The 23,562-nt window shown below is 71.2% G+C and carries 19 protein-coding genes and 1 riboswitch; of the genes, 15 read left to right on the top strand and 4 right to left on the bottom strand.

From position 1 onward, the window contains the following. Nucleotides 1-173 precede the first annotated feature (173 nt). A complete protein-coding gene (locus tag AB0I83_RS18540) occupies nt 174-710 on the top strand; it encodes a hypothetical protein (protein WP_363305334.1) in 537 nt (178 codons plus the stop codon). Nucleotides 711-885: 175 nt separating this feature from the next. Here AB0I83_RS18540 and AB0I83_RS18535 read toward each other — a convergent pair whose 3' ends face one another. After that, nucleotides 886-3,930: a BTAD domain-containing putative transcriptional regulator gene (locus AB0I83_RS18535; RefSeq protein WP_363305333.1), complete on the bottom strand. Its 3,045-nt coding sequence runs from the start codon at nt 3,928-3,930 to the stop codon at nt 886-888. 432 nt (nt 3,931-4,362) lie between these two features. Here AB0I83_RS18535 and AB0I83_RS18530 point away from each other — a divergent pair, with 432 nt between their 5' ends. The 5 genes from AB0I83_RS18530 (at nt 4,363) to AB0I83_RS18510 (ending at nt 10,241) form a co-directional block, all read left to right on the top strand. Further along, nucleotides 4,363-5,310, top strand: a complete 948-nt coding sequence (locus tag AB0I83_RS18530; protein WP_363305332.1) for a sugar kinase — start codon at nt 4,363-4,365, stop codon at nt 5,308-5,310. Further along, nucleotides 5,307-5,927 carry a bifunctional 4-hydroxy-2-oxoglutarate aldolase/2-dehydro-3-deoxy-phosphogluconate aldolase gene (locus AB0I83_RS18525; protein ID WP_363305331.1) on the top strand — a complete coding sequence of 207 codons (621 nt, stop codon included), beginning with the start codon at nt 5,307-5,309 and terminating at the stop codon, nt 5,925-5,927. Before AB0I83_RS18530 ends, AB0I83_RS18525 begins: the two co-directional genes overlap by 4 nt. A 477-nt stretch (nt 5,928-6,404) precedes the next feature. After that, nucleotides 6,405-7,958, top strand: coding sequence for a pectate lyase (locus AB0I83_RS18520; protein WP_363305330.1), 1,554 nt, complete (start codon nt 6,405-6,407; stop codon nt 7,956-7,958). Between the two features lie 212 nt (nt 7,959-8,170). Beyond that, a complete protein-coding gene (locus AB0I83_RS18515; RefSeq protein WP_363305329.1) occupies nt 8,171-8,848 on the top strand; it encodes a GAP family protein in 678 nt (225 codons plus the stop codon). Between the two features lie 136 nt (nt 8,849-8,984). Then, nucleotides 8,985-10,241, top strand: coding sequence for a cysteine desulfurase-like protein (locus AB0I83_RS18510; protein WP_363305328.1), 1,257 nt, complete (start codon nt 8,985-8,987; stop codon nt 10,239-10,241). Between the two features lie 152 nt (nt 10,242-10,393). Here the strand turns inward: AB0I83_RS18510 and AB0I83_RS18505 are convergent, their stop codons facing one another. Further along, the gene (locus tag AB0I83_RS18505) at nt 10,394-11,182 is read right to left on the bottom strand and encodes an IclR family transcriptional regulator (protein WP_363305327.1); all 789 of its coding nucleotides are present in this window, start codon (nt 11,180-11,182) and stop codon (nt 10,394-10,396) included. 223 nt (nt 11,183-11,405) lie between these two features. On the opposite strand from AB0I83_RS18505, the gene AB0I83_RS18500 reads away from it, so the two are divergent. From AB0I83_RS18500 to AB0I83_RS18475, 6 genes are all read left to right on the top strand, one after another. Continuing rightward, the gene (locus AB0I83_RS18500; RefSeq protein ID WP_363305326.1) at nt 11,406-12,734 is read left to right on the top strand and encodes an enolase C-terminal domain-like protein; all 1,329 of its coding nucleotides are present in this window, start codon (nt 11,406-11,408) and stop codon (nt 12,732-12,734) included. Between the two features lie 180 nt (nt 12,735-12,914). Further along, the gene (locus AB0I83_RS18495) at nt 12,915-15,188 is read left to right on the top strand and encodes a heavy metal translocating P-type ATPase (protein WP_363305325.1); all 2,274 of its coding nucleotides are present in this window, start codon (nt 12,915-12,917) and stop codon (nt 15,186-15,188) included. Nucleotides 15,189-15,268: 80 nt separating this feature from the next. After that, nucleotides 15,269-15,721 (top strand): NAD(P)H-dependent oxidoreductase, encoded by a 453-nt coding sequence (locus AB0I83_RS18490; protein ID WP_363305324.1) that lies wholly within the window; start codon nt 15,269-15,271, stop codon nt 15,719-15,721. 435 nt (nt 15,722-16,156) lie between these two features. Next, on the top strand, nt 16,157-16,819 hold the full coding sequence (locus tag AB0I83_RS18485) for a helix-turn-helix domain-containing protein (RefSeq protein WP_356530703.1): 663 nt from the start codon (nt 16,157-16,159) through the stop codon (nt 16,817-16,819). 105 nt (nt 16,820-16,924) lie between these two features. Continuing rightward, nucleotides 16,925-18,148: a cytochrome P450 gene (locus tag AB0I83_RS18480; RefSeq protein WP_363305323.1), complete on the top strand. Its 1,224-nt coding sequence runs from the start codon at nt 16,925-16,927 to the stop codon at nt 18,146-18,148. A 40-nt stretch (nt 18,149-18,188) separates the two neighbouring features. Further along, a complete protein-coding gene (locus tag AB0I83_RS18475; protein ID WP_363305322.1) occupies nt 18,189-18,380 on the top strand; it encodes a ferredoxin in 192 nt (63 codons plus the stop codon). Between the two features lie 280 nt (nt 18,381-18,660). On the opposite strand, the gene AB0I83_RS18470 is transcribed toward AB0I83_RS18475, so the two are convergent. Beyond that, nucleotides 18,661-18,891 (bottom strand): hypothetical protein, encoded by a 231-nt coding sequence (locus tag AB0I83_RS18470; RefSeq protein WP_363305321.1) that lies wholly within the window; start codon nt 18,889-18,891, stop codon nt 18,661-18,663. A 356-nt stretch (nt 18,892-19,247) separates the two neighbouring features. After that, a riboswitch (cyclic di-AMP (ydaO/yuaA leader) is annotated at nt 19,248-19,433 on the top strand. A 4-nt stretch (nt 19,434-19,437) separates the two neighbouring features. On the opposite strand from AB0I83_RS18470, the gene AB0I83_RS18465 reads away from it, so the two are divergent. Both AB0I83_RS18465 and AB0I83_RS18460 read left to right on the top strand, forming a co-directional pair. Beyond that, a complete protein-coding gene (locus AB0I83_RS18465) occupies nt 19,438-20,286 on the top strand; it encodes a LysM peptidoglycan-binding domain-containing protein (protein ID WP_363305320.1) in 849 nt (282 codons plus the stop codon). Nucleotides 20,287-20,526: 240 nt separating this feature from the next. After that, the gene (locus tag AB0I83_RS18460; protein ID WP_363305319.1) at nt 20,527-21,150 is read left to right on the top strand and encodes a hypothetical protein; all 624 of its coding nucleotides are present in this window, start codon (nt 20,527-20,529) and stop codon (nt 21,148-21,150) included. Nucleotides 21,151-21,219: 69 nt separating this feature from the next. On the opposite strand, the gene AB0I83_RS18455 is transcribed toward AB0I83_RS18460, so the two are convergent. Continuing rightward, nucleotides 21,220-22,116 (bottom strand): SIS domain-containing protein, encoded by an 897-nt coding sequence (locus AB0I83_RS18455; protein WP_363305318.1) that lies wholly within the window; start codon nt 22,114-22,116, stop codon nt 21,220-21,222. Nucleotides 22,117-22,521: 405 nt separating this feature from the next. On the opposite strand from AB0I83_RS18455, the gene AB0I83_RS18450 reads away from it, so the two are divergent. Further along, on the top strand, nt 22,522-23,514 hold the full coding sequence (locus tag AB0I83_RS18450) for an MBL fold metallo-hydrolase (RefSeq protein ID WP_363305316.1): 993 nt from the start codon (nt 22,522-22,524) through the stop codon (nt 23,512-23,514). Nucleotides 23,515-23,562 lie beyond the last annotated feature (48 nt).

The raw sequence follows: 23,562 nt of genomic DNA, 5'->3' as shown, positions 1-23,562 counted from the left end.
CCAGACGCCCTCCAGACGCCCTTCCGCCGTGTCTGGTCAGGGTTTCCCGCCCCGTTCCCGTCGGGCGGAAACAGCGGGTAGCGGAAGCGGAACGGGCCGGGAGCGGGTCCGGCGAAAGTCATTCCTGTCAGAAGGAAAGCCCAGGCAGGACCCCACCAGAAGGCGGAAATCAGATGCGGAACTCGGTGTTCACGATCGCGGGAATCGTCACGGCTGCTGTCCTCACGCTGGGGGCGGGCGGCATCGCCGCCGCGGAGGCCACGACGGACCGTGTCGTGCTCGCCTCGGTGGCCACCGCGCACCTGTTCACCGACGGCGGCGAGGGCCCCAACGCCGCGCCCACCGCGCCGACGTCCGGTGAGGGTCCGAACATCGTCCCGACTTCGGGTGAGGGTCCGAACTTCGCTCCCACGTCCGGTGAGGGTCCGAACTTCGCGACCGACGGCCCGACTTCGGGTGAGGGTCCGAACATCGTCCCCATCTCTGGTGAGGGCCCCAACTTCGGTACTGACGAGCCGACTTCAGGTGAGGGCCCCAACATCGTCCCGACTTCGGGTGAGGGTCCGAACTTCGCTCCCACGTCCGGTGAGGGTCCGAACTTCGCGACCGACGGCCCGACCTCCGGTGAGGGCCCCAACATCGTCCCCGCGTCCGGTGAGGGCCCCAACTTCGCCCCCACCTCGGGTGAGGGTCCGAACCTCGCGGTGTGAGCCCTGCCGTCACAGGTCGCCTCCCCGCCCCCGGTGAATCCGTCGAGCGGATGCCCCGCCCCCCCACAGGGGAGCGGGGCATCCGCTCATTCGCGTCGGTACCGGACGACGGGTGCGCCGGGCGTCCGGAGCGCCGGCGGGGAGGCCGGGGGAGGGCCTGGGTGCGCTCTCGTCGTCAGCTGCCCTGCGGGATGCCCATCGCCTCGAACGCGAGGTCCGCCGCCGTCAGATGGACCCGAGCCGCCTCGTGTTCACCGAGCTGTCGCAGGGCGCGGGCCATACCGGCCAGCGCGCGCGCCTCCTCGACGCGGTAACCCACCCCGGAGGCGGCGCGGTGCGCCCGCTGGTGGAGTTCGAGGGCGAGGGCGTGCCGGCCCCTGCGGGCGTGCAGCCGGCCGACGATGTTGCCGACGGCGGCCTCTCGGATCGGCGCGCCGCTCAGGTCTCCGAGCTGGAGCGCCGAATCGGCCCACTCGGTGGCCTGCGCGCTCTCGCCGAGCCGGTCGGCGGCATCGGCGGACAGGGCGAGCAGCAGCGACATGTCGGCGGGGGACATGACGTCCACGGCCAGCTTGCGGGCGCGCCGCAGCACCTCGGCTGCCTCGTCGACCGCGTCCAGGCCCAGCCGGGCGATCGCGAGATCGACGAGGCCCTCCACCTCCTTGTCGATCGCCCCGATGCTGTGCGAGAGCGAGACGGCGCGGGTGGCGGCCGTGACCGCTTCGGGATACCGGCCCCATTCGGCGTACAGATTGCTGAGGTTGGTGAGGGACTCGGCCTCGGCGCGTTCCGCACCGAGCTCCCGCTTGATGGCGATGGACTGCTCCAGGCGGGGCAGGGCCTCGCCGTACCGCCCCAGCGCGCTGAGCAGGAGGCCGAGTACGCCGGTGTCCTTGGCCTCGCCCCGGCGGTCGTTGAGGCTGACGGCCAGGCCGTACGCCTCCTCCGACATCTCTATCCCCTCCTCGAAGCGGCCAAGCTTCCAGCAGGCCACCGCGAGGTTGGACAGGCTCAGCCGCAGCAGCGCCGGATCGCCGAGCCTGCGCGAGGCGGCGACCGCGGTGCGGCTGAGCTCCCGGAACTCCTCCAGTCGCCCGCGCAGGTCCAGCGGGAAGACAACGTTGGCGGCCAGCAGCCCGACGTGGCTGTCCAGCCCCCAGCGGTACGCGAGGGAGACGGCGGCGAGCAGTGAGTTCTGCTCGCGGTCCAGCCAGTCCCTGGCCTGCTCCGGGGTGTGCAGTGGCGGGAGCTCGGCGCCCGGCAGGCGCTCGGAGCCCGGAATGCGGGCCCGCCCGGGGAAGAGGAGGTCGCAGGCGGCGTCCGTGGCACCCAGGGCGTAGTCGAGCAGACGGCGCACGGCGCGAGCCGCCTCCTCGTCGCCCGGGCTGCCGTCGCCGGCTTCCGGCGAGGGGCCCCCGGTGCCGCGCGAGAGGTTCTGGGCGAAGCTGCGGACCAGGTCGTGGAACGTGTAGCGGCCGGTCTCGTGCTGTTGCAGCAGGTGCATGTCCAGGAGGTACTCAAGGACGTCCTCCGCGTCCCGCGCCCGTCTGTCGAGCAGGGCTCCCGCCGCGTACACCTCGATCTCGGCCCCCGGGTGCTGGCCCAGCAGCCGGAACGCCTCGCGGGTCTCCGCGGACAGACCCTCGTACGAGAGCCGCAGGGTCACCTCGACGCTGCGCTCGCCCGAGTTGAGCTCGGCGAGTCGGTGGGCGTCGTCGCGGAGCCTGTCGACGAGGTAACGCACCGTCCAGCGCGGGCGCTTGCGCAGCCTGGCGGCGGCGATGCGCAGGGCGAGCGGCAGATGGCCGCAGAGTTCGGTGAGCTGCGCGACGGCCTCGGGCTCGGCGCGTGCACGGGCACTGCCGAGAACGCCCTCGACGAGGGCGACGCTGTCGTGCGGAGGCATGACGCCGAGGGAGACGGTGTGCGCGGCGTCCAGGTCCGAGAGCAGGGCGCGGCTGGTGACCAGGACGAGGGTCTGGGTGGGTGACGCGAGCAGCGGTCTGACCTGGGACTCGTCCGCGGCGTTGTCGAGCAGCAGGATCATCCGGCGGGAGCTCATGGTGCGCCGCCAGAGGGCGATGCGGCCCTCGGCGTCGTCGGGGATGCGTTCGCCCGGGGCGCCGAGCATGCGCAGCAGGGCCTCGGCGGCCGCACCGGCGCTGAGCGGCGGCTCGCTCGGGGTGAACCCCCGCAGGTCCAGGTGGAGCTGAGCGTCGGGGTACCGGTCGGTGAGCTGGTGGGCGGCGCGTACGGCGAGTGAGGTCTTGCCGCTGCCGCCCATGCCGTCGATGGCGACGATGAGCGGCCCGGTACCGGGCGCCTCCTCCACGAAACCGAGCAGCTGGCCGACCTCCTCCTCTCGGCCGGTGAAGTCGCGCAGGTCGTAGGGGAGGGTGGAGGGCGAGCCCTCCGGGGCGAACGGCGCCGGCCCGGCGGGCTGGGGCGGGGCGGCGAGCTCGGGGCTGTTGCGGAGTATGGCGTGGTGCAGGTCGGTGAGCGCGTCGCCGGGGCCGATGCCGAGTTCGTCGACCAGGAACTCGCGGACCTTGGCGAACTCCTCCAGGGCCTCGGCCTGCCGCCCGGATCGGAAGAGGGCGAGCATCAGCTGGCCGCGCAGCGTCTCGCGCAGCGGATTGGCCTCGATGAACTCACGTAACTCGCCGACGAGTTCGCCGTTGTCCCCGGCCGCGAGCCGCAGATCGAAGAGCTGCTCGACGGCGGTCAGCCGACGTTCCTCCAGGGCCGCGGAGGCCGCGGACAGCACGGAGCCGCCGCTGCCGGAGAGCAGGGGGCCCCGCCACAGGTCGAGCGCCTCGCGCAGCGCCGTCGCCGCGTAGGCATTCTGTCCGGCAGCCGTCGCTTCCCTGGCTTGTTTCAGTGCCTCGGTGAACCGGCTGAGGTCCACCTGGTCGGGTGTGGTCAGCGCCCGGTAACCCGGCCCCTCGGTGACGATCAGGTTCCGTCCGTCGGGGATACGCTGCCGCAGCTCGGCGACCGCCTTGCGCACCTGGTGGGCTGCGGTGGCCGGTGCGTTGTCGTCCCAGACGGCCTCCACCAGCCGGAAGACCGGGAGTACGCGTTGCGGCTCCAGGAGCAGGGTGACCAGTACTTTCTCGTGTACGGACCCACCCACTCGGACGCGCTCCGGTCCGTCCCAGCACTCGAATGAGCCCAGGATCCGGAACCGGACCCCGTGCCCGCCTATGTCCTCACCCATGAAACTCGTCCTTCCAGCAGGCCCCTGAGCAGCTGCTGCTGCCACCCCACGAACACCGACGTCCCCCGGTCCCGTCCGTCCCTAATGTGCCATCACATCAGGGCACTTCGGCGGGCGGCAAGACGGCCCTCCGTTCTGTGGCCGCAAATTCTTCCCATCGCAAAAAAACTAATATGCCGTCAACACATATTCGCGGTAGTGGATCCCTGGTCGAGAACCGACAGTCCGATGACATCCTGGGCGTACGGGCAACGGCCGGAACAACCGGGCTTTGCCCCGCGCACCCCCGGCGACCAGCGCGTCACCCAATACCTCCGGTCGTCCCCGGAAGTGTCACCGGGGAATCCCTGCCCGTATCCCGCCCGTTTGTGATGTGCATCCCGCACAGCGTCAAGGTGGAGTGCGACGGGAACTTCCGGAAAGGCGGGAGACGTGACTGATCTACCGGCCGATGCGGTCTGCATCGGCGAAAGCATGGCCATGCTCGTTCCCGAGGACGCGAGCCCCATCACCGACCGATCGCGCTTCGTGGTGCGCGTCGGAGGCGCCGAGTCGAACGTGGCGGTGTCACTCGCACGCCTCGGCCACCGTTCACGCTGGGTGAGCGCCCTGGGTGCTGACCCGTTCGGCCGCATCGTCCTCGACGACGTCGCCGGGGCGGGTGTCGACACCTCGTTCGTCGTCACCGACGACGCCGCCCCGACGGGCATCTACGCCAAGGACCCCCAGGGGCCCTCCACCCGTGTCCACTACTACCGCCGCGGTTCGGCCGCGTCGCGGATGGACGTGACGGGCATCGACCCGGCTGCGGCGGAGGGCGCGGGCGTCGTGCACCTGAGTGGGACGACGCCCGCCCTGAGCGAGTCGTGCCGGCGGCTGACGCGCGCCGTGGTGGCCGACCGGTCGCTCGGCACCGCGAGCGTCAGCTTCGACGTGAACTACCGACCCGGGCTCTGGTCCGTCGCGGAGGCCGCGGGAGAGCTGGCGGCGATCGCCAGGCGCGCCGACATCGTCTTCGTCGGCCGCGACGAGGCAGCCACCCTGTGGGGCACCGACACGGCGGAGGACGTCCGGGACCTGCTGCCGGAGCCCGCGGTGCTCGTCGTGAAGGACGGGGCGACCGGCGCGAGCGTCTACGGCCCGGACGGGACGACCTGGGCGGACGCACTGCGGGTCCCGGTCGTGGAGACGGTCGGAGCGGGCGACGCGTTCGCCGCCGGGTGGCTGAGCGCCTGGCTGCGCGGGCTCGGCCCCGAGTGCTCGCTGCGGCTCGGTCACCTGGTCGCCTCGCGAGCCGTGCAGATCGTCGGCGACTGCCCCGAGGTGCCGCCACGTGACGAGATCGACCGCTACCTCGGACTCCAGGAGGGACGAGCATGACCCAGGACCAGCCCTTCGACCGGCTCTTCGCCGACGTCCGGGTGATGGGTATCTTCCGCGGGCTGTCCCCGCGGAAGACCGTCGAGCTGTGCCACGCCGCGTGGGACGCGGGTGTGACGGCCGTCGAGGTGCCGGTGCAGACGGAAGAGGCGTTCGGCGCGCTCGCCGCCGCGGTGGCCGCCGGGCGTGAGCGGGGCCGGTCCGTCGGCGCCGGTACCGTGCGGTTCCCCGCCCAGCTGCGCCGTGCCACAGAGCTGGGCGCGCAGTTCACCGTGGCCCCGGGCCTCGACCTGGACATCGTCCGGCTCTCCGACGAGATCGGTGTCCCGCACCTCCCGGGTGTCGCGACGTCCACCGACATCGACACCGGGCTCAAGGCCGGGCTCACCTGGCTCAAGGCGTTCCCGGCGTCCGTGCTCGGCGCGGAGTGGGTGCGCGCACAGCTCGCCCCGTTCCCCGAGGTGCGCCTCGTCGCGACCGGCGGGATGGGCGCGGCGAACGCCCGCGAGTTCCTGGACGCGGGCTGCCGCGCCGTCGCCGTCGGCTCGGCCTTCGGCGACCCGGCGCAGCTCGCCCGGCTCGTGGACGAAGGGCTGCTGCCGACGTCCCCCGGGTGAGCCCGAGGCGGTCCCGGCGCCGGGCCGGGACCGCGGGAGCTGCCCGGGCCACGGATCCGCAGTCGGCATTCGTGCGTGTCATGAACCTTGTCAGCCGCGCCGTGGCGGCTCTATTGTCACGGGCAGAAAGCGCTTTCCCCTCCTGGGGTCCGCCCGGTGGAAGCGCCCGTCGCGACGGCCATCGTGACGGTCGCGCATGAGCCGCCACCGGTCCGGTGCAGGTCTTCACACAGATCGCCGATCCGTCGCGGAACGACCGGTGCGTGCCACGAGGCGCACGCCGCTCCGAGGCCGGTTCCGGCGATACCGCGTCTCGGGACCGGCGGCGTGACCGCCGATCCGATCGCTGTGGGAAGCGCCTGCGTGACCGGGGCGACGCGGTTTTGCCGGCGAACGCCCGGCAGGCCCGCCGACGCGCGTACGGCGCTGCCGTATCCAGCGGCAACACCCGGCATTCGAAGACGAATGGGACACGACATGAGACGACCAGTCGCGCTGCGACTCTATGCGGCGCTGGCCACGACTGCTCTGGCGACGGCGACAGGCGTGATGGTGGCGATGCCGTCGGCATCGGCGGCGGTGACCGGCAGTGCCACCGGTTACGCCACCCAGAACGGCGGCACGACCGGCGGAGCGGGCGGGCAGACGGTACGGGCCACCACGGGTACCGCGATCCACGCGGCGCTGTGCGGCCGGGCCAGCAGCAGCACCCCGATCACCATCGAGGTCGAGGGCACGATCAACCACGGCAACACCACCAAGGTGTCGGGTGGCAGCTGCAACACCGCGGCCGGAGTGATCGAGCTCAAGCAGATCAGCAACGTCACGCTCGTCGGCGTCGGCAGCGGTGCCGTCTTCGATCAACTGGGTATCCACATACGCCAGTCCAGCAACATCATCATCCAGAACGTGACCGTGCGGAACGTCAAGAAGTCCGGCTCGCCCACGTCCAACGGCGGCGACGCCATCGGTATGGAGAGCGACGTCCGCAACGTCTGGGTCGACCACACCACCCTGGAGGCGTCGGGTGGCGAGTCGGCGGGCTACGACGGCCTGTTCGACCTGAAGGACAACACCCAGTACGTCACCCTGTCCTACAGCACCCTGCGCAACTCCGGCCGCGGCGGCCTCGTCGGATCCAGTGAGACCGAACTGTCCAACGGCTACATCACCTACCACCACAACCTGTACGAGAACATCGACTCGCGCACACCGCTGCTGCGCGGTGGCATCGCGCACATCTACAACAACTACTACGTGAAGCTCAACGAGTCCGGCATCAACTCCAGGGCCGGTGCGCGCGCCAAGGTGGACAACAACTACTTCAAGGACTCGAAGGACGTCCTGGGCACCTTCTACACCGACGCGGCCGGATACTGGCAGGTCAGCGGCAACACGTTCGACAACGTGACCTGGTCCGCGCCCGGTTCGGAGAACAACCCGGCCGGACCGGACCCGAAGTCCAACACCACCGTCAGCATTCCCTACGCCTACACCCTCGACGGCGCGAGCTGCGTACCCGCCGTCGTGACCCAGACCGCCGGCGCCGGCAAGGGGCTGAAGGTGTCGGACGGCAACTGCTCGGCGCAGACGCCGACACCCGCACCGACGACCCCGACGGAGCCGACCCCGGACCCGACCACTCCCACGCCCGACCCCACCCAGCCCAGCGGCACCAACCTCAGCATCGGTGCGGGCTCGGACGGTTCCAGCAAGGCGGGTGGGTCGAGCTACGGCAACGTCCGGGACGGTGACCTGAACACATCCTGGTCACCGGCCGGTTCGACCGGTTCCATCTCGATCAAGTGGGGCGCGGCCACCTCCGTGTCCAAGGTCGACATCCGTCAGGCCTCGGGCTCCGCCATCGGCTCCTGGAGGGTCGTCAACGGTGACACCGGCGCCGTCCTCACCTCCGGCAGCGGCGCGGGCGTCATCACCTTCGCGAAGACCTCGCTGAAGAAGATCACGTTCGAGATCACCGGTTCGACGGGGACGCCGAAGATCGCCGAGTTCGAGACCTACGCCGGATAGCGGCACGGGTCCTCCACCCGGGGCGGGGCCGTCGGAAGCGACGCCCCGTCCCGGGTGGTCGCCGCACGTCACGACCCGTTCGACACCCACTCGACCGCCACTTCGACGACCCGTACGGACGGCGGTGCGGGAGTCCGCCGGAAGGGCGCCCCCGGTACTGTCCTGAGACGCGCTCCGAGGAGCCCCGCGAGTGCGGTTCGGAAGGGAAGTCGATGCTGACGCAGACGATCGGAGCCGTGCTGCCCACGGCGCTCGCGGTCGCGCTCAGCCCCTTCCCCCTGATCGGGATCGTCCTGATCCTGGCCGGACCGCGGGGCCGGCGGAACGGTCTGCTCTTCACGGCCGGATGGATCGCCGGACTCGGGATCGTGGCCACGCTCGTCGTGGCCGTCCTCGGCGGGGCGCACGACCCCGACAGCCCCTCGTCGGCGATCGCGGACTGGGGCCGGATCCTCGCAGGAGGGGCCCTCATCGCACTGGGGGCACGCAAGTGGTGGCGGCGTCCCCGTGCGGGGGAGGAGAGCCGGACACCCCGCTGGATGGCGTCACTCGACGACGTCTCGGCATCCCGGGCGCTGCTCCTGGGTGCGCTCCTGTCGGGCGCCAACCCGAAGAACCTCGTCCTGACCGCGTCGGCCGCCGCCTCGATCGCCGAAGCGGGTACGGACGACACCGATCTCGCCCTGGCCGTCACGGTCTTCGTGCTCATCGGTTCCTGCACCGTCCTCGGCGCGGTCGTCGTCCACCTCCTCGGGGGAGAGCGTGCGGTGTCGTTCCTGGACGGTGTCAGGCGCTTCATGGTCGGCAACAGCACGGTGATCACCGTGATCGTGTTCCTCCTGCTGGGGGCGGGAATCCTGGGGGACGGCCTCACGGGCCTCGGACGGTGAGGCAGGTCCACCTGCCAGGACGCCCCGTGGCGCGGTGGCCCGGTAACGCGGCAGCGCCGCGATGCCCGTTGCCGATCCGGCCGGCGCTGCCCATGATGAACCTCCGGCCCCCTCGCTCCGTCCCCCTGGAGTTCCCTTGACCAGCGACATCACCACCGCAGGCGCCACCACCGGCGACCCCGCCACCCGCGACGCTCTCGATGTGCACGCGATCCGCGCCTGCTTCCCCGCGCTGAAGGCGGGAACAGCCCGATTCGACGCCCCCGGTGGCACCCAGACGCCCCAGCAGGTGATCGACGCGATCTCCGAGGCGCTGTCCCGGCCGCTGGCCAACCGCGGGGGGCTGACGGAAGGCGGCCGCAACGCCGAGGCGATCGTCAACGGTGCGCGGCAGGCGTTCGCCGATCTGCTCGGCGCCGAGGCCGATTCGGTGGCCTTCGGGCGCAGTGCCACCCAGCTCGTCTACGACCTGGCGCGCACCCTGGCCAAGGACTGGGGGCCGGGCGACGAGGTGGTGGTCTCCCGACTGGACCACGACTCGAACATACGGCCCTGGGTGCAGGCCGCCGAGTCCGTGGGGGCGACGGTCCGGTGGGCCGACTTCGACCCCGCCACGGGTGAGCTGGAGACCGGACATGTCGAGGCGGTGCTGTCAGGGCGTACCCGGCTGGTCGCCCTCACCGCCGCCTCCAACCTCATCGGCACGTGCCCCGACATCTCCGCCGTCGCGGAACTGGTGCACCGGGCCGGGGCGCTCCTCCACGTCGACGCCGTGCACTACGCCTCGCACCTCTCGGTCGACCTGGACGCACTCGGCGCGGACACCCTGGTCTGCTCGCCCTACAAGTTCCTCGGACCGCATCTCGGCGTCCTGACGGGCCGGCCGGAGCTGCTGCACACCCTGCGGCCGGACAAGCTGCTGCCCTCCAGCGACGCCGTGCCCGAGCGTTTCGAACTCGGCACGCTGCCCTACGAACTGCTCGCGGGGGCGACCGCGGCCGTGGACTTCCTGGCCGGCCTGGTGCCCGGCGGTGCCGGTGGCCGGCGGGAGGACCTGCGCCGCGCGTTCACGGCACTCGAATCGCACGAGGACCGGCTGAACAGGCGGATCGAGGAGGGTCTGGCCGCGCTGGACGGCGTCACGGTGTACTCACGTGCCGCACGGCGTACGCCGACCACCCTGTTCACCGTGGCGCGGAGGACCCCCGCAGACGTCTCCCGGGAGCTGGCCGAGCGCGACGTGGACGCGCCCGCCGGATCGTTCTACGCGTGGGAGGCGTCGCACCGGCTTGGCCTCGGTGAGGCGGGCGGCGTACGCGTCGGCCTCGCCCCCTACACGTGTGACGACGACGTCGACCGGCTGCTGAACGCGCTCGACGTGCCGCGCCCCTGACGCGACGGAGACGGAGGACGAGCGGCGGGGCCGTCCGGCGGGGCGTGGACCGGCGCGGACGCCGCGGCTCCGGTGAGCACCCCGAGGGCGCCCGCCCCTTCCGACGGCGGCGTCCGAGGGGCGGGCGCCCTCACGGATGACGACGGCGCGGGTCAACGCCAGTCGGGAGCGCCCGGAGCCGGCGACAGCGCACTCTCGATCTTCGCCCTGATCTCCCGCATGACCGCCACGACCCGGGCCTCGTGCTCCTCGCCGAGCCGCGCCACCGGTACCGAGCAGCTGACGGCGTCGACGGCCGGCGAGTCGTACCGCAGGGCGAAGCCGAACCCGGCGATGCCGCTCACCGTCTCCTCGCGGTCGACGGAGTAGCCGCGCTCGCGCACCCCGGCGAGATCGGCGAGCAGCGCGGCCCGGTCGGTCAGGGTGTTCGCCGTGCGCGCGGGCAAGGGGCCCGCGGGGAGCGGAAGCCGGTCGTCCGGACGCTCGGCGAGCAGAGCCTTGCCGAGCGCTCCCGCGTGGGCCGGGATCCTGCGGCCGACGCGGCTGATGGTGCGTACGTACTCGTGTGACTCGCGTGTCGCGAGGTAGACCACGTTCGGGCCGTCGAGCCGGGCCAGGTGGATCGTCTCGCCGAGTGCGTCCGACGCCTCGTCGAGGTACGGGCGCGCCGCGCGCACGTGCGGATCGCTGTCCAGGTAGCTCGTACCCGTGTGCAGGGCGCGGATCCCGATGCCGTAGAGGGAGCCCGTCGTGTCGGTGCGTACCCAGCCGCAGTCGATCAGGGTCCGCAGCAACTGGTACATGCTGCTGCGCGGTACGCCGAGCTCCCCGGCGAGTTCGTCCAGGCGGGCCGGGCGGTCGCCGCGGGCTGCGAGGAGTTCGAGCAGGGCGACGGTACGGGACGCCGACTTCACACCGCGGACACCGCTGTTCTCCGGCATGAGCACATCGTAGATCCGCGTCGTCGCACCCATTGACCTCGGCGTGTTCAGCCGCCTAGCCTCCGTTTTCATACATATATTTCATCTGCATATGGGGATGATGCCTCCTCGCTCCTGCGGCGTCCTGGCCGGGGAGACCCTCGACACCATCGGTCTCCAAGAGCCCCGGCCGCCGTCCGTCCCACCCACCCACCCACCCACGCTCCCGAGGAACCCGACACGCATGAGCCAGCCGACCGTCACCCGCTTCTCCGTCCATCCCGTCGCAGGCCGCGACAGCATGGAGCTGAACCTCTCCGGCGCCCACGGCCCCTTCTTCACCCGCAACATCGTCGTCCTCACGGACTCCGAAGGCCGCACGGGGCTGGGGGAGGTGCCCGGCGGGGAGCGGATCACCCGGACCCTGCGGGACGCCGAGCCGCTGGTCGTCGGCGCCCGGGTGGGCGACTACAAGCGCGTCCTCCGCGAGATCGGGAGCCGGTTCGCGGACCGCGACCAGGGCGGCCGGGGAGCCCAGACCTTCGACCTGCGGACCACCGTGCACGCCGTCACGGCCGTCGAGTCGGCACTGCTCGACCTGCTGGGACGGCACCTCGACGTGCCGGTGGCGGCCTTGCTGGGCGACGGCCAACAGCGCGACGCCGTAAGGGTGCTGGGCTATCTCTTCTACGTCGGTGACCCCGGCCGCACCGGCCTGGAGTACGTCCGGGAGCCCGGGGCGGACGTCGAGTGGTACCGCGTCCGGCACGAGGAGGCGCTCACCCCCGAGGCGATCGTCCGCCAGGCCGAAGCGGCCTACGACCACTACGGCTTCCGGGACTTCAAGCTCAAGGGCGGTGTCCTGGCCGGCGCGGAGGAGGTCGAGGCCGTACGCGCGCTCAAGCGCCGCTTCCCGGAAGCGCGGATCACGCTGGACCCGAACGGGGCGTGGTCCCTGCGCGAAGCGGTCGAGCTGTGCGAGCCGCTGGTGGGCACGCTCGCGTACGCCGAGGACCCCTGCGGGGCGGAGGGCGGCTACTCGGGGCGCGAGATCCTCGCCGAGTTCCGCCGTGCCACGGGCCTCCCGGTGGCGACGAACATGATCGCCACCGACTGGCGGCAACTTACCCACGCACTCGCGCTTCAGTCGGTGTCCATTCCGCTCGCCGATCCGCACTTCTGGACCATGGAGGGCTCGGTCCGCGTGGCCCAGCTGTGCAATGCGATGGGCCTGACCTGGGGGTGCCACTCCAACAACCACTTCGACATCTCGCTCGCCATGATCACGCACTGCGGCGCCGCGGCCCCGGGGGAGTACAACGCCCTGGACACGCACTGGATCTGGCAGGAGGGCCTGGAACGGCTGACCGTCGCTCCGCCCCGCATCGTGAACGGCGAGATCGCGGTCCCGGACGCCCCCGGCCTGGGCGTCGAGCTCGACACGGACCGCCTGCTCGCCGCCGAGGAGCTGTACCGCGAGAAGGCGCTGGGCGCGCGGGACGACGCCGCCGCGATGCGGTACCTCGTACCGGGCTGGACCTTCGACGCCAAGCGTCCGTGCCTGGTGCGCTGAGGGTGCGGGCCCGAGGGTGCGCGGTCCGGCGGTTGCGGGGTGCCGCTGGGCCGTGAGCCGGTGGCCGTACTCCGTGGGGGGTCGAGATTTGCCAAAGATACCGGAGGGGGGTATAGGTAGAAGGGCGGGAAGGATACCCGGTGGGGGTATATCGGATCCCGTCCGAACGAGGAGTGGAGAATGACTCCCAGGACTCCCGGTGCCACCCGGGTCGAGCTCGCCATCAGCGGTATGACCTGTGCCTCGTGCGCCGCGCGGATCGAGAAGAAGCTGAATCGGATGGAGGGGGTCGACGCCACCGTCAACTACGCCACGGAGAAGGCCGGTGTCACCTTCGCCGAGGACGTCTCCGTCGATGACCTGATCGCCACGGTCGAAGCCACCGGATACTCGGTCCGGCCGCCCGAGCCGTCCCGGTCCGCGCCCGCCGTGGGTGCGGCTGTGCCCGGCGCCCCCGCCGAGGAGGAACCCGCCGACCCCGAGCTCGCTTCGCTGCGGAAACGGCTGGTCGCCGCGGTCGTGCTCGCGGTGCCCGTCATCGCGATGGCGATGGTCCCCCCGCTCCAGTTCCAGTACTGGCAGTGGCTCTCCCTCACGCTCGCCGCCCCGGTCGTGGTCTACGCGGGCCTGCCCTTCCACCGGGCCGCCTGGACCAACGCGCGGCACGGCGCGGCCACCATGGACACCCTGATCTCCCTCGGTACGTCCGCCGCGTTCCTGTGGTCGCTGTGGGCACTCTTCCTGGGCACGGCCGGCATGCCGGGCATGACTCACCCGTTCGAATTCACCATCTCCCGAAGCGACGGTTCCGGGAACATCTACCTGGAGGCCGCCGCGGGTGTCACGGCCTTCGTCCTGGCCGGCCGGTACTTCGAGGTCCGCTCGAAGCGCAAGGCGGGTGCCGCCCTCAAGGCGCTCATGGAGATCGGGGCCAGGGAGGTCACCGTTCTCCGCGACGGCCGCGAGATCACGCTGCCCACGGCGGAGCTCAGTGCAGGAGACCGCTTCCTCGTCCGCCCCGGCGAGAAGATCGCGACGGACGGCACGGTGACCGAGGGCTCGTCCGCGGTGGACGTCTCGATGCTCACCGGCGAGTCGGTACCCGTCGAGGTCTCCGTCGGCGACCCCGTCACCGGCGCGACACTGAACGCCGGCGGACGCCTGGTCGTCGAGGCCACCCGGGTCGGTGCCGACACGCAGCTGGCCCGCATGGCCCAGCTCGTGGCGGACGCCCAGAGCGGCAAGGCCGCCGCCCAGCGGCTGGCCGACAGGATCTCGGCCGTGTTCGTACCGGTCGTCATGGGTCTGGCACTGGCCACCCTCGGCTTCTGGCTCGCTTCGGGCGCCGGTCTCACCGCCGCGTTCACGGCCGCCGTCGCCGTCCTGATCATCGCCTGCCCGTGCGCCCTGGGGCTGGCCACGCCCACCGCCCTGATGGTCGGCACCGGGCGCGGCGCCCAGCTCGGCATCCTGATCAAGGGGCCGGAAGTGCTGGAGACCACCCGTGGAGTCGACACGGTCGTCCTCGACAAGACCGGTACCGTCACCACCGGCCGGATGACACTCCTGAAGGTCCACACCGCAGAGGGCGCGGCCGAGTCCGAAGTGCTGCGCATCGCAGGGGCGTTGGAGCACTCCTCCGAACACCCGATCGCGCGGGCCGTCGCCGAGGCAGCGGCCCGGGAGGTGGGAGAGCTGCCCGCTCCCGAGGACTTCGCCAACATCCCCGGCCTCGGTGTCCAGGGCGTCGTCGACGGCCACGCCGTACTCGTCGGCCGCCGGAGGCTGCTGAGCGAACGGGCCGTCGAACTGCCCGAAGAGCTCAGGAACGCCGAGGACCTGGCCGAGGAGCAGGGGAGGACCGTGATCGCGGTGGCCTGGGACGGTGAGGCGCGCGCGGTCCTGGAGGTCGCCGACGCGGTCAAGGAGACCAGCGCCGAAGCCGTCAGGCGGCTTCGGGCCCTGGGCCTGTCACCCATCCTGCTGACCGGCGACAACAAGGCGGTCGCCGCCTCCGTCGCCGCCGAAGTCGGCATCGACGAGGTCATCGCCGAGGTGATGCCGCAGGACAAGGCCGACGTCATCGCGAAGCTCCAGGCCCAGGGGCGCAGCGTCGCCATGGTCGGTGACGGTGTGAACGACGCCGCCGCGCTCGCCCGCGCGGACCTCGGCCTGGCCATGGGGACCGGCACCGACGCCGCCATCGAGGCCGGGGACCTGACTCTCGTACGCGGGGACCTCCGGGCCGCAGCCGACGCGATCCGCCTCGCCCGCCGGACGCTGGGCACGATCCGCACGAACCTCTTCTGGGCCTTCGCCTACAACGTGGCCGCCCTGCCGCTCGCCGCCACGGGCCTGCTCAGCCCCATGATCGCGGGGGCGGCCATGGCCTTCTCCTCCGTGTTCGTCGTCGGCAACAGCCTCCGGCTGCGCGGCTTCCGCGCGGCCGACTGAGGGGGCCACCGCTCCGGACGCGGTCCGGAGCGGTAGCCCCGGTTTGCGTACGCTCCCACCGGACGGCAGGGTTCGGGGGTGTGGCCACTCTGCTGATCGTGCATCACACCCCCTCGCCCAACTGCCAGGCGCTGTTCGAAGCCGTGGTCTCCGGCGCGACCACCGAGGACATCGAGGGCGTACGGATCGTCCACCGGGCGGCGCTGTCCGCCACGGCGTCCGATGTCCTCGCCGCCGACGGCTACCTGCTCGGGACCCCCGCGAACCTCGGTTACATGTCCGGGGCCCTCAAGCACTTCTTCGACCAGGTCTACTACCCGTGCCTGGAGGAGACCGTGGGCCGCCCCTTCGGCTACTACGTGCACGGCGGCAACGACGTCACCGGTGCGGTCCGGGCCATCGAGTCGATCACGACCGGCCTGGGCTGGCGCCGTACGGCCGAAGCCGTGACCGTCACGGGTGAGCCGGGCAGGGCCGACACCGAGGCGTGCTGGGAGCTGGGTGCGACGGTGGCCGCCGGGTTGATGGCCTGACGGGTCGGCCTGTCGGCCTGCGGTGAGGTGACGTGAGCCGACGGTCGCGCCGGACCGGGACCCGTCGTGCTCTGCCCGGGGTCGGGGTCGCCACTGCCGAGCGGGTGACGGCACCCGGCGGGATTCCGCCAACCCCCGGGGTCCGCGCAAGCCCTGCGCGCCGTCGTCGTGTGCGTCGGACCGGCCGGGCCGCGCGGGGCCGGAACCGGGGCCACTCCCGTAGCCGGGCCGTCACGCCCGATCGCGCGCGCCTGCCAGGTGCCACGGGACAGGGGTGTGGTGAGGGCCTGACCTTCTCGGCCATCCCTTAAGTCAGTCGCTTGACCGAAGTGTCCGAGCCGGATTGCCTTGATCCTCCGAGAGGGCCTCGATCCGAGGGGCGGCGACGCGACCTGTCTCCGCGTCCGTCGGGCCGAGCCGATTCCGGTGAGGCGGATGACCATGGGGACAGCGCGGACCGAGCAGGCCGACGGGACCAGGGAACGGATCCTGCACACAGCCGAGCGTCTCTTCGCCGAGCGCGGTGTGTACGCGGTGTCCAACCGCCGCGTCAGCGAGGCCGCGCAGCAGGGCAACAACGCGGCGGTCGGCTACCACTTCGGGACCAAGGCCGACCTGGTGCGCGCGATCACCCGCAAGCACAGTCGGCGGATCGAGGAGAACCGTGAACGGCTCCTGGCCGGCATCGCTGATCCGACGGACATCGGGGAGTGGGTCGCCTGCCTGGTGAGGCCCACCACGGAACACCTGGCCGCCCTCGGCAGCCCCACCTGGTTCGCCCGGTTCCGCGCCCAGATCATGACCGATCCGGCACTCCAGGACATCATCGCCGAGGAGTCGCTCTCCTCCGCGCCGATGCTGAGGACCCTCGAAGGCCTGAACCGGTGCCTGCCCGAACTCCCCGCGGACGTCCACGTCGAGCGGGGTGCGATGTCGCGCAGCCTGATCGTCCACACCTGCGCCGAGCGTGAGCGCGCTCTCGCCGACAACGCCTCCACACCGCGCGCCACCTGGCACGACACCGCCACCGGGCTGATCGACGCGATCGTCGGGCTGTGGACCGCGCCGGTCACGTCCCGCACCGGGCGGCACCCCTGATCCCCCCACCCGGGTCCGGCGGCCCCGTCTCCGGCCGTCGAGCCGGCCGGGGCCGTGACCGATGCCGACAAGGAGTCGGTGACCGCACGACGAAGTGAGGAAGCGATGACCAGCACCGTACGTCCCGAAGGAGCTCACACGCCCTCCGTTCCGGAATACCCGATGCCCCGGGCCACGGGGTGCCCCTTCGATCCGCCGCCCGCCCTGAAGGAGGAGCAGGAGCAGGGTCCGCTGAGGAAGGTCCGCCTGTGGGACGGGAGCACGCCGTGGCTGGCGACCCGTTACGCGGACCAGCGCACCCTCCTCGCCGATCCGAGGATCAGTGCCGACGTCTCCCGGTCGGGCTACCCCAGCCCGGCACCCCAGAGGGGCTCGACGTTCAGTTTCATCCTCATGGACGACCCCGAACACGCCCGGCAGAGGCGGATGGTGACGGCGCCCTTCACGATCAGGCGCGTCGAGGCGATGCGCCCCGCAGTCCAGCGGATCGTCGACGGACTGATCGATGACATGCTCGGCGGCCCCCCGCACGCCGACCTCGTCCAGGCGTTCGCCCTCCCGGTTCCCTCGCTGGTGATCTGCGAACTCCTCGGAGTGCCCTACGGCGACCATGACTTCTTCCAGCGGAACAGCGGGGTTCTGATCAGCCGCGTCTCGGCCGCGGACGACCGCGCAGCGGCCCTCGACAACCTGATCGGGTATCTGGACGAGCTGATGGAGGACAAGATCGCCCGGCCCGTCGACGATCTGCTGTCCGGGCTCGGTACCCGGGTCGGAGCCGGTGAACTCTCCCGCCGGGAAGCAGCCGAGATGGGTGTCCTCCTGCTTATCGCCGGACACGAGACCACCGCGAACATGATCGCCCTCGGCACCCTCGCCCTGCTCGAGCACCCCGACCAGCTCGACCTGCTGCGCGACACCGACGATCCGAAGGCGGTCGCCGGCGCGGTGGAGGAACTGCTGCGCTACCTCAACATCACCCACGGTGGGCGCCGTCGGGTCGCCCTGGAGGACATCGCGATCGGCGGCGAGGTCATCAGGGCCGGAGAGGGCGTCATCGTGCCCAACGACATCGGCAACCGTGATCCCGATGTCTTCGCCGACCCCGACCGCCTCGACCTCGGGCGCGACGCCCGACGCCATGTGGCCTTCGGGTTCGGTGTGCACCAGTGCCTCGGCCAGCCGCTGGCCCGGATGGAGCTCCAGGTCGTCTACAGCACGCTCTACCGGCGCATCCCCACCCTGCGGCTGGACGCCCGGCTCGACGAGGTGTCGTTCAAGCACGACGGGGCCGTCTACGGCGTCCACGCACTGCCCGTGGCCTGGTGACCTCCACCCGCACACCTGCCCCACCGAAGAAGGAGCGCTCATGAAAGTGACCCTCGACCAGGACAAGTGCGTGGCGTCGGGACAGTGCGTGGTCGCCGCGGGCGACGTGTTCGACCAGGACGACGACGGCATCGCCGTACTGCTCGATCCCGCGCCGTCGTCCGCCCGCGCCGACGACGTGCATCAGGCCGCGGCGGTCTGCCCGGCACTCGCCATCCTCGTCCAGGACTGACAGCCGCCTCCGGTCCTGGTCCGCCCGGCCGGCCCCCGGCACCTGGCCGGCCGGGCCCCGCGGTGCCGGGGGCCGCGCAACGAGGGCCCGGTTCGGCCGGTGCCGCCGGGTGACACGGCGTGGCGCGCCCGCCCATCCCGGCGCGCCGGGGTGGGCCCGGAGAGCCGGGCTCCGAGAGCCGGGCTCCGAGAGCCGGGCTCCGAGAGCCGGGCTCCGAGAGCCGGGCTCCGAGAGCCGGGCAGGGGCGGTCCGGAGTGCGCGGCTACACCCCGGACCGCCGTCAGCGCGGCCGCCAACTCAGCTTGCCGCCGCCCACCCACCGCACGGAGGCGGGGTCGTCCAGGTCGTGGACCGGGACCCCCGCCGCCGCCGCGGCGAGGAGTACGTCGGTCATGGCGGTCGCCGTTCCGATCACTTCTCCGTCGATCTCCACGACGCGGAAGGGCGGGTCGCCGGGCTGAACGGGCAGCACGGTGATCCGCGGGTTCGAGACGTAGGGGCTGTCGGTCATGAGGGACCGGTTCCACGGCGACACTCGCCTTACGCCCGGATGAACCACTCGTGAGCCTTATGCCCGATTTAATGTCTTTTCTGGGATTGATCCCGTAATCCATAAAAGGCCATTTCGTGTGACCTGAGCCCCTTCGGTAAGGAGCGAAACGCCCGTATCGGACTCTGTGGTCAGGGTCACCTCCCGCACCCCGGACGGGTGGGCGCGGCGCCCGGTTCCCTTGTGCGCCAAGAGGATCGGGTTGCGGGGTGTGGGGTGGATTACAGGAATTCCGAAGAATTGATCTTGTGCGTGAATTGTGATCACGATTTCGGGCTTGTTCCTTTCGCTATTCCTCGCCTACGGTCACCATCACTCCGGATGGAACGCCTAATCCTGCCGCCGTCCGGTGACCCGACCACTTCTCGTACGGCAGGAGCGGGGGACCCAGGTAAGCGCCGATCCGGTTTCCGGGGCGGCTCGGGGTTAAGTCGCATTGTCATGCGGCCGGGCATCTCCAGCTCGAACCCGACAGCTCACTTCGTAGGCGACGGAGAGGAATTCAGCATGCCCGGATTTACCAATGTCCGTCGTTCCAGGACCAGTTCGCTGAAGCGCGGCGTCATAGCCGTGACCACGGGTGGAGTCGCTCTCGCGCTTCCCGTGATCGGTGCGGCCGGTGCCTTCGCCGCTCCGGCCCAGCCTGTTGCCGCTGAAAAGGTGACGACGTCGACTGCCCTGTCCGCCAAGGGAATTGCCGCGAAGGACGCCAAGTCCAGCAGCTATTCGGTTGCCGTGGGTGACACTCTCGCCAAGATCGCACGCGAGCATTCCGTCGACGGCGGCTGGAAGGCCCTGTACGAAGGCAACAAGAAGGCTGTCGGTGAAAACCCCGACCTGATTCACCCCGGTCTGAAGCTGACCGTCGGTGGCAAGGCCGAGAAGAAGCCGGCTGACAAGGCTGCGAAGGCCGGCAAGGCGTCCGAGACCGAATCCAGGGCGTCCGACCGTGCGGACCGTTCGGAGCGCACCGAGCTCGCCGCGCAGAGCACCCCGGCCGTCGAGGCGGCTCCGGCCGCCGAGTCGACGTCGTACACGAACGACCTCGACGGCTGGATCAAGGAGTCGCTGGCCGTCATGGCCGAGCACGGCATCCCCGGCAGCTACGACGGGATCCACCGCAACATCATCCGTGAGTCCGGGGGCAACCCGCAGGCCATCAACAACTGGGACTCGAACGCCGCCGCGGGCATCCCGTCCAAGGGGCTGCTGCAGGTCATCGACCCGACCTTCCAGGCGTACCACGTGTCCGGCACGTCGACGGACAGCTACGACCCGGTCGCCAACATCACGGCCGCGTGCAACTACGCCGCCGACCGGTACGGCTCGATCGACAACGTCTTCGGGGCCTACTGAGCCTCCGGTGGCGTGTGACCCTCCTGCCGCGCACGGCGTGTGACGGAGGGGCAGGAACAGAGGGTGGTGCGGGTTCGGCGGAACCCGCACCACCCTTCCTTCATGTCCGCGTCCGGTCACGTGCGCGAGGGACCGACGGCCGACGGCCCCGCGGTGTTCCGGCCGACTCGGTCCCCGCGACAGGCCGGTCGTGGCCCGGGTGACTGGTCTCGTACAGGTTCGTCGTCCATACTGCCCGCCGTGGAGCAGCGCATAGATTCGAACACTCAGCCCGAGTTCGCCGCGGGGACAGACCCGGCGTACATCCCAGGCCTGACGGCCCCTGCCCCCGCGCGGACGGAGGCGGATGCGGAAGCGGTCGAGGCGGCCCCGGAGGACGTCGGGGAGCCGGATGCGCTCACCAAGGGCGCGGTCGAGCCCGAGGCGGCCGTCGACGCGGTGGAGGGTGCCGAGCCGGTCGCCCCGGCCGTCACCGCCGCTGATCCGGTCGCGCCCGACGCCACGGTCGCGGAGGCTGCCGAAGACGTCGCGGAGCCGGCCGGTGACGTCGCCGATGCGGACCCGGCCGAGAAGGCCGCGGCCGACGGCCCCGTATTCGAGGTCAGCGACCGGCGTGGATCGATCAGGGTGGACGCGGACGGTGTCCGCTTCCGGCTGGACGACCAGGAGGCGGAGTTCGACTGGGCCGAGATCGGTGCGGTCGAGGTCAGGACCGGCCGCTTCGGACGTCGGTTCACCGTGACGGTCCACCTGTCGAGCCGCCGGTGGTTCAACGCGGAGGTCGAGGCCGAGGCCCGTGGCCGCCTCAAGGAGTGGACGGCGGAACTCGACGCGGCACTGGACGCCCACTTCGAGGAGGCCTGACCGAGGCCGGTTCACAGCTGCGCGCCGGGCTCAGTGCGAGCCCGGCGCGCAGCATGCCGTGACGCGGGATCAGGCTCCTGCCGTGCCGTCGAGCACCACCGACCTGGTCAGGTGACGCGGCAGGTCGGGGTCGAGACCGCGCACCGCTGCCCGGGCGATCGCCAGGCGCTGCACCCTGACCAGATCGGCCAGCGGGTCCAGGCCGCTCTCCACCCAGCGCGCTCCGGTCGCCCGCACCTGTTCCGCCAGCCCCTCCGGAGCGGCGCCGAACATCCATGTCGCGGTTCCGGCCGTGGCGATGCTGATGGGGCCGTGGCGGTACTCCATCGCCGGATACGACTCCGTCCAGGACAGGGACGCCTCCTTCATCTTGAGCGCCGCCTCGTTGGCGATCCCGACCGTCCAGCCGCGCCCGAGGAAGCTGAACTGCGTGCTCTCCAGCAGTCCTTCGGGCAGCGGATCGGCGAGGGCGGTCTCCGCGTCCCGCACGGCCCGGTCGGTGTGCAGCCCGAGATGGGCGCGGAACAGGGTCAGCGCGGTGGTCGCGAACCGGGTCTGCACCACAGAGCGCTCGTCGGCGAAGTCGAGGACGACCACCTCGTCGGCGGCGTCCATGACCGGTGTCATCGGGTCGGCCGTCACCGCGACGGTCCGGGTGGTGCTGTCCCGCAGCCGGGACAGCAGTCCCAGGACCTCCGTCGTGGTCCCGGACCGGGTCAGGGCCACGACCCGGTCGTACGTCCGGCCGAAGGGGAACTCGGAGGCGGCGTACGCGTCCGACTCGCCCTGGCCGGATTCCTCGCGCAGCGCGGCGTACGCCTGCGCCATGTAGTACGACGTACCGCAGCCGACGACGGCGATGCGCTCGCCGGTGGCGGGCAGGTCCGCCGCCCGGTCCGCGGCGACCTCCGCGGCGCGGCGCCAGCACTCCGGCTGGCCGGCTGTCTCGGTCTCGACATGGGACATGTCCGCACTCCGCTTCCGCTGGTGGTCGCGCCTGATGGGGTGAGAAGGGCCGGATCAACGCCCGTTTGCTCGATTCTGCATGTTACATGTGCCAAATGAGCAAAAACAAGCAAGGGAATCCAGCTCGGGTGATGCGTGGTACAGCGGTTTTCGGCCATGCTCGGTGGGTAGTCGGCGCAATCCGGTTCTGCCGTCCCCTTCTGGGTAGCGACCGTGCGGCCCGATCCGGCGCGGTGATATGCCGGACATCTGATGGAAAATGCTCTGCCTGATCGATCAGTGGTGACCCCGGACGGTCACCGAATGGCCGCGAGTGGCCGACAGCAGGGTCGATTTCGCGTCACGGGTCCTACGGGTTGGCCGAGTTCGAACGCGCGACCGGATCGAGGTCGGCATAATCGCCCCATGTCGATCACGGGTGGTGACGTCGTTGACCTCGGCAGGGGCCTGTACGCCTGGCTGCCGCCCAAGCGGGGCTGGGGTCTGGCCAACTGCGGCCTCCTGGTGTCCCCGCGCGGCGCGCTGTGGATCGACACGCCCTACGACCCGGTGCTCGCCGGACAGTTCCTGGTGGAGAGCCGGAAGCGACTGCCCGACGGTGTGAGCGTCGACCGTGTGATCGTCACCCATGCAAACGGGGACCACTTCTGGGGCGCGGGCGTACTTCCGGACGCGGAGATCATCGCGACCCGGGAGGCCAGGGAACACATCCACTACGACCCCACCCCGCAGCAACAGCACGCCCTCGTGACCGGAAGCGATCCCGCGACCGCTCTCGGGGCCTACCTCGGCCGCCACTTCGGAGTCTTCGACTGGTCGGCGACCGAGCAGGTGATGCCGACGACCTACTTCACCGGTGAGCTCGAACTGACCCTGGGGGACTATCCGGTCCAGGTGTCGTCCCTGCCGCCCGCACACACCGCAGGCGACCTCATCGTCCACCTGCCCGTACAGGGCGCGGTGTTCAGCGGCGACATCATCTTCTCCTCCACCGCGCGGCGGCCCGGGGACCACCCGGTGCACTGGGCGGGCCCTCTGAGCAACGTCATCGACGCCTGCGAACAGGTCCTGGCCACCGGCGCCGAGGTGATCGTGCCGGGCCACGGACCGGTGCTCGACCCCGCCGGGGTGCGCGAGCACATCGGCTACCTCGCGTACGTGCGGGAACGGGCCCACACCCACCACGAGGCCGGTGTGCCCGCGATCGAGGCCGCCCGCCGGGTGATCGCCGAGGGCCGGTACCCGGCACTCGGCCTGCCTGAGCGCCTGGTGGTGACGATCGGGAGCGAGTACCGCGCCCTGGACGGATCCGAGACGCCCGGCGTCCTCCAGGTGATGTCCGAAGTGGCCGCGGTGGCCCGGGAGACCGACGCGGCCCGTACCGGGGAGCCGGTGTGAAGGCCGGCCGGAACGACAGCCGCACGCCCCGCCGCCGCGCGGGGTGCG

This window comes from Streptomyces sp. NPDC049970 (genome assembly GCF_040660235.1).
Taxonomy (GTDB): Bacteria; Actinomycetota; Actinomycetes; order Streptomycetales; family Streptomycetaceae; genus Streptomyces.
The sequence above is the reverse complement of the archived record's forward strand: the minus strand, read 5'-3'. Positions and strand labels throughout refer to the sequence as shown.

What these genes read in the sequence shown, in the direction of transcription:
- AB0I83_RS18540 (WP_363305334.1), top strand. Translation starts at nt 174, where the DNA reads ATGCGGAACTCGGTGTTCACGATCGCGGGAATCGTCACGGCTGCTGTC.
- AB0I83_RS18535 (WP_363305333.1), bottom strand. Translation starts at nt 3,930, where the DNA reads ATGGGTGAGGACATAGGCGGGCACGGGGTCCGGTTCCGGATCCTGGGC.
- AB0I83_RS18525 (WP_363305331.1), top strand. Translation starts at nt 5,307, where the DNA reads ATGACCCAGGACCAGCCCTTCGACCGGCTCTTCGCCGACGTCCGGGTG.
- AB0I83_RS18520 (WP_363305330.1), top strand. Translation starts at nt 6,405, where the DNA reads ATGAGACGACCAGTCGCGCTGCGACTCTATGCGGCGCTGGCCACGACT.
- AB0I83_RS18515 (WP_363305329.1), top strand. Translation starts at nt 8,171, where the DNA reads ATGCTGACGCAGACGATCGGAGCCGTGCTGCCCACGGCGCTCGCGGTC.
- AB0I83_RS18505 (WP_363305327.1), bottom strand. Translation starts at nt 11,182, where the DNA reads ATGCCGGAGAACAGCGGTGTCCGCGGTGTGAAGTCGGCGTCCCGTACC.
- AB0I83_RS18500 (WP_363305326.1), top strand. Translation starts at nt 11,406, where the DNA reads ATGAGCCAGCCGACCGTCACCCGCTTCTCCGTCCATCCCGTCGCAGGC.
- AB0I83_RS18495 (WP_363305325.1), top strand. Translation starts at nt 12,915, where the DNA reads ATGACTCCCAGGACTCCCGGTGCCACCCGGGTCGAGCTCGCCATCAGC.
- AB0I83_RS18485 (WP_356530703.1), top strand. Translation starts at nt 16,157, where the DNA reads ATGACCATGGGGACAGCGCGGACCGAGCAGGCCGACGGGACCAGGGAA.
- AB0I83_RS18480 (WP_363305323.1), top strand. Translation starts at nt 16,925, where the DNA reads ATGACCAGCACCGTACGTCCCGAAGGAGCTCACACGCCCTCCGTTCCG.
- AB0I83_RS18475 (WP_363305322.1), top strand. Translation starts at nt 18,189, where the DNA reads ATGAAAGTGACCCTCGACCAGGACAAGTGCGTGGCGTCGGGACAGTGC.
- AB0I83_RS18470 (WP_363305321.1), bottom strand. Translation starts at nt 18,891, where the DNA reads ATGACCGACAGCCCCTACGTCTCGAACCCGCGGATCACCGTGCTGCCC.
- AB0I83_RS18465 (WP_363305320.1), top strand. Translation starts at nt 19,438, where the DNA reads ATGCCCGGATTTACCAATGTCCGTCGTTCCAGGACCAGTTCGCTGAAG.
- AB0I83_RS18455 (WP_363305318.1), bottom strand. Translation starts at nt 22,116, where the DNA reads ATGTCCCATGTCGAGACCGAGACAGCCGGCCAGCCGGAGTGCTGGCGC.
- AB0I83_RS18450 (WP_363305316.1), top strand. Translation starts at nt 22,522, where the DNA reads ATGTCGATCACGGGTGGTGACGTCGTTGACCTCGGCAGGGGCCTGTAC.